Here is a 4,740-nt window from a genome sequence, read left to right as displayed (position 1 = left end):
TCTTCAGCCGGCTCAAGCAGTTCCGCCGCCTGGCCACGCGCTACGACAAGACGGCCAGCAGCTTTTTGGGAATGCTGCATTTCGTTTCTGCCTTACTCTGGCTCCGGTAATTGTCCGTACAACCTAGTGCTGGGGCAAAATCCGCTGCTCGATTTTAAAGCTGCCGTGCGCGATATTCGGTGGCGGATGAAGCAGGGCGAAGTGCTGACCGCACCTGCCCGTCCGGTGGGGGCTACCGGGGCTGCACGGCAGCACAGCGTCGACCGTAATCGGGGCAATGAGGAACTGCCCGCCAAGTTGGCTACCTTGTTTTCTGCGGCTGAGTAAGCCGGCAGCCGGCCTGCAGCAACTCATCCGGCTCAACTCAAAAGGCTCAACTCAAAAGGATCAACTCAAAAGGATTAACTGACGGTGCCTACTTCCGACCACAGAGCTGCCGCCCACTTTGCGCCGGAGCCCCGGCCGCGCCTCACGGCGCGGGGCCTGGCGGGTATGGCCGTCTTATACCTGGTGTTTGCCTGGTTTTATGCCTGGGTTATTGCCTACGCCGTGCGCGGGTTTCAGCCCAATGCCCTGCCGGACTACCTGGGGCGGGTGCTGCTGCTCGACTATCCGCTGAAAGTCCTCTGGACCCTGCCCGTATGGTGGCTGCTGTTTCGGGGGCCGCTGCTGCGTGTGCGCGGCTCCCGACGGCTGCTGGCGCATCTGGGGCTGGCACCACTGTGGGTGGGCGCGTGGTTTGGGAGCTACTACGCGCTCCTGAGCGGCCTGGGGCTGGGCGGCATCGGTGGCGACGGCCGCATCTGGGACGTCTACATTCCGACGCTGTTCTACGGGGTGCAGTTTGGCGTATTTCATGTAGTGGAGTCCACCCAGCGGCTGCGCTGGCAAGCGGGCCGGGAGCAGCGGCTGCGCGAGCAGGCCCACCACAGCGAAGTGGCCGCCCTCAAAGCCCAAATCAACCCGCACTTTCTCTTCAACACCCTCAACGCCATCAGTGCCTCGGTGCCGCCCGAGCTGGAAGCCACGCGCGGGCTCATTGCGCGCCTGGCCCACACGTTCCGCTTTGCCCTGGAAGCCTCCCGGCAGGAGCTATTGCCGCTGGCCGATGAACTTACGTTCCTGCGGGCCTACCTGGAGCTGGAGCAGTTTCGCTTCGGGGAGCGGCTGCACACGGAATTTGCCGTGCAAGAGACGCTGCTGGCCGTGCGTGTTCCGCCCATGCTGATTCAGCCGCTCGTGGAAAATGCCGTGCGCCACGGCCTGGCCCCCAGCGTCGGTGGCGGCACGGTGCGGCTGCTGATTGAGCCGCACGGCACGGCCGCCATCCGGGTGGTGGTAGCCGACACGGGCGTGGGGCTGCGCGGCCAGCTACCGGCGGGGTTGCTGCTGAGCCAGGCGGGCCTGGGGCTGCGCAACACCCACGCCCGGCTGCTGGCGCTGGGTAGCTCGGGGCTGGAAATCAGTACCAATCTGCCCCAGGGCCTGCGCGTCAGCTTCGTGCTTCCTCTCCGCCATCCGCTGCCCGCTGCCCCGCCGGTAGCCGCCGTACTTACTACCACTACTGCCTCCGCATGACCGTTCTGCTCATCGACGACGAAGCGCCCGCCCGCACCATCATGCGGCAATACCTGGCAGACTTCCCGCAGCTCGTTATCGTGGGGGAGTGTGCCGATGGGCTGGCCGCCGTCGAGGCCATTCGACGGCTACAGCCCGAGCTGGTTTTCCTCGATATTCAGATGCCCGGGCTAACAGGGTTTGAGGTGCTGACCCAGCTCGACCAGGTGCCCCGAGTTATTTTTTCCACGGCCTACGACCAGTACGCGCTGCATGCCTTTGAAGCCGGAGCCATCGATTACCTGCTGAAGCCTTACGACCGGCCCCGGTTCCGGCAGGCTGTGGAGCGGGTGCTGGCCCAGGCGGCCACTCCGGATGCGGCACTCCAGCAATTGTTGCAGCGGCTGGAAGAAAAAGGCCCCGGCCCACGGGTACCCGGTGCTTTCCCCACCCGTTTGTTCGTGCCCCACGGCCCGCGCCTGCTGGCGGTGCCCGTGCGCGAAATCCGGTACGTGGAAGCTGCCGGCGACTACACCACGCTGCACACCGCCACCGGTCAGTTTCTGAGCAACCTCGGTATCTCGCAGCTGGCCCAGCGTCTCGATCCGCAGCAGTTTCTCCGCATTCACCGCTCCGTGCTGGTCGCACTCGATGCCGTGCAGGCCCTGGAGCGCGACGGCTCCGGGGGCTACTACGCCACGCTGGCCGGCGGCCACACCGTGCGCGTCAGTCGGTCGTATGCGGAGGTGCTACGGCCTTTGCTGGGTTGAAGTATTTGACCATTAATGCTTTGCCTTCTTCGAACGTCATGTCGAGCAAAGCGAGACATCTCGCGTGCCATAGTAATCAGATACCGTTGCGGTAGAGATGCTTCGACTGCGTGGACGCCAGGTAAAGCAGGACGTTTCCTTTCCTTACTGTCAATACCGCCTGGCAGAAGGCATGGTCCGTGCTGCCATTAAGAACCGCAGGAGCCGCATACAGAAAGAATATTCGAAACGATGAATGATTATCTACGAAAAATTTCGTTGTTTGAGGCAGCGCTTTCGGTGTAGCCTGCATCTATGCTGCACATCACTCTTCACTTTCTTTCTCATCATCTATGAAAACTCTGACTTCTCTGCTGCTGTTCGGCCTGACTGCTTACTCGGCCGTGGCCCAAACCGCGCCGGTCTTCACCTCTACCTGCGACGAGCGTAACTACGGCAACACCACCAACAAGCGCTACTGCGAAACCCGCGACCTGACCATGACCAGCCCCGGCAGCCAGACGCTCACCATCGACGGCCAAACCAACGGCGGCATTTCGGTGCAGGGCTGGGATGGCAACGACGTGCGGGTGCGGGCCAAAATATCGACCTGGGCCAAAACCGATGCCGATGCCACCGGGCTGGCCAAGGGCGTTACCATCAGCACCAGCGGCAACGTGCTGCGCGCCACCGGCGCCAAAGACCTGCTCGAAGGCTGGGCCGTGAGCTACGAGGTATTCGTGCCCCGCAAAACGGCGTTGGCCCTGAACACCGTCAACGGCGGCATTAGCCTGAACAATCTGGAGTCGAGTATCCGCTTTGAAACCGTGAACGGCGGTATTGCCCTCAGCAACGTGGCCGGCAAGGTGAAAGGGCAGACCACCAATGGCGGCGTCACCATCAAGCTCACCGGCAGCAAGTGGGAAGGAGAGGGGCTCGATGTGCAAACGACCAACGGCGGTATCAACTGGAACCTGCCCAAAGACTACTCCGCCCAGCTCTACACCAGCACCAATGCGGGGGGCATTTCCGCATCGGGCCTGCCAGTTACCAAGTCCGGCCTCATGCACAAGGAAATTACGGCCACGTTGGGCCAGGGCGGGGCTTCGGTGAAGGCCGTGACAACTAACGGAGGTATCAAGGTGAGTCGGGACTAGCCTGTTTTGGCCGTGCCAGCAACAAGCAGCGTGGGCTCGGCTCGCGCTGCTTGTTGCTTATTAACCCTTGGGCAGCCGCTCCGGCAACTATTAGGCAGCATTTGTGCTTGTGGGCAATACCCAGGCGCTGCTTCGCGCCTGTTCCCGTGCTGCCTTCTATGAAAATCCTGTTTTTCGGCCTGCTGCTCAGTCTGGCTGCCTATTCTTGTCCGGCCCAGGTGGCGGCCCCCGTCTTCACCACCACCTGCGGCGACGGCACCTTCACGAGCAGCAGCAGCAAGCGCTACTGCGAAACCCGCGACAAAATACTGCCCGCGCCGGCCGGGCAGGGCATCACCATCGACGGCCGCTCGAATGGGGGCATTACGGTGAAGGGCTGGGACGGTGCCGACGTGCGGGTGCGGGCCAAAATTCTGGCCTGGGGCAAAACCGAAGCCGAATCCCAGCAGCTGGGCAAGAGCATTACCATCATGGCCAAAGACTACACCCTGCGCGCCGAAAGCACCGCCGACGGCGAGCTGGGCTGGGCCGTGAGCTACGAGGTGTTCGTGCCCCGCAAAATGACCCTGACGCTGCGCACGCTCAACGGCGGCATCAACCTCAGCGACCTGCAAGGTACCGTGACCTTTGCGGCGGCCAATGGCGCGGTTTCTCTGCTCAACGTGAACGGCAACGTACAAGGCCGCACCGTCAATGGCGGGGTGCGCATCAAGCTGGCCGGGCCCAAATGGGTGGGCGAGGGCCTCGATGTGCAAACCACCAACGGCAGCATCACCTGGGATGTGCCCAAGGCTTATTCGGCCAAAATATACGCTGCCACTACCGTCGGCACCATCAGCGCCGGCAAGCTGCCCGTGACGAATTCGGAAACGCTGCAAAAAGTGGTGGCTGCCACGCTGGGCCAGGGTGGCGCTCCGCTGAAAGCTGTGACTACCAAAGGCAGCATCAAGATTACTCAACTGCCCTAATGCCTTGTTTCAGGCTATGTGCAGCGTTTTTGTCTTAGAGCGTGTTTGGGAATTGTCATGCTGAGCCTGCCGAAGCATCTCTACTGCAGTGGTAATCAAATTACCATTGCAACGAAGCGGGAGAGATGCTTCGGCAAGCTCAGCATGACACAAACGAGATTTTGCTAATGCCCAAACCCGCTCTTAGAGCCTATCCAAATAGGCAGTTATACCAGGTGATTCGAGCGCAAGCAAAATGGAGCATGGCCAGATAGTTTTCGGGTTTTTTGGCCCAACGAATCAGCAGGTGGCGGAAGCGGTTGAGCCAGG

The 4,740-nt window shown here is 61.7% G+C and carries 5 protein-coding genes and 2 pseudogenes; 6 read left to right on the top strand and 1 reads right to left on the bottom strand.

Translation table 11 applies throughout. The features are described 5' to 3' along the window. From E5J99_RS20680 to E5J99_RS20655, 6 genes and pseudogenes are all read left to right on the top strand, one after another. Positions 1 to 110: pseudogene (locus E5J99_RS20680) on the top strand (IS5/IS1182 family transposase); the annotation flags it as partial. 16 nt (positions 111 to 126) lie between these two features. Continuing rightward, positions 127 to 327 (top strand): hypothetical protein, encoded by a 201-nt coding sequence (locus E5J99_RS20675; RefSeq protein WP_135499704.1) that lies wholly within the window; start codon positions 127 to 129, stop codon positions 325 to 327. Between the two features lie 84 nt (positions 328 to 411). Further along, a complete protein-coding gene (locus E5J99_RS20670) occupies positions 412 to 1,578 on the top strand; it encodes a sensor histidine kinase (RefSeq protein WP_135499703.1) in 1,167 nt (388 codons plus the stop codon). After that, a complete protein-coding gene (locus tag E5J99_RS20665; RefSeq protein ID WP_135499702.1) occupies positions 1,575 to 2,327 on the top strand; it encodes a LytR/AlgR family response regulator transcription factor in 753 nt (250 codons plus the stop codon). Before E5J99_RS20670 ends, E5J99_RS20665 begins: the two co-directional genes overlap by 4 nt. A 332-nt stretch (positions 2,328 to 2,659) precedes the next feature. Beyond that, positions 2,660 to 3,463 (top strand): DUF4097 family beta strand repeat-containing protein, encoded by an 804-nt coding sequence (locus E5J99_RS20660; RefSeq protein ID WP_135499701.1) that lies wholly within the window; start codon positions 2,660 to 2,662, stop codon positions 3,461 to 3,463. A 158-nt stretch (positions 3,464 to 3,621) separates the two neighbouring features. Then, entirely contained in the window at positions 3,622 to 4,431 is an 810-nt protein-coding gene (locus E5J99_RS20655; RefSeq protein ID WP_135499700.1) for a DUF4097 family beta strand repeat-containing protein, read from the top strand. Positions 4,432 to 4,621: 190 nt separating this feature from the next. On the opposite strand, the pseudogene E5J99_RS20650 reads toward E5J99_RS20655, so the two are convergent. After that, a pseudogene (locus E5J99_RS20650) lies at positions 4,622 to 4,740 on the bottom strand (IS5/IS1182 family transposase); the annotation flags it as partial.

Source organism: Hymenobacter elongatus (assembly GCF_004745955.1).
Classification (GTDB): domain Bacteria; phylum Bacteroidota; class Bacteroidia; order Cytophagales; family Hymenobacteraceae; genus Hymenobacter; species Hymenobacter elongatus.
This window is presented reverse-complemented; position numbering and strand designations above follow the sequence as displayed.

What these genes read in the sequence shown, in the direction of transcription:
- E5J99_RS20660 (WP_135499701.1), top strand. Translation starts at nt 2,660, where the DNA reads ATGAAAACTCTGACTTCTCTGCTGCTGTTCGGCCTGACTGCTTACTCG.
- E5J99_RS20665 (WP_135499702.1), top strand. Translation starts at nt 1,575, where the DNA reads ATGACCGTTCTGCTCATCGACGACGAAGCGCCCGCCCGCACCATCATG.
- E5J99_RS20655 (WP_135499700.1), top strand. Translation starts at nt 3,622, where the DNA reads ATGAAAATCCTGTTTTTCGGCCTGCTGCTCAGTCTGGCTGCCTATTCT.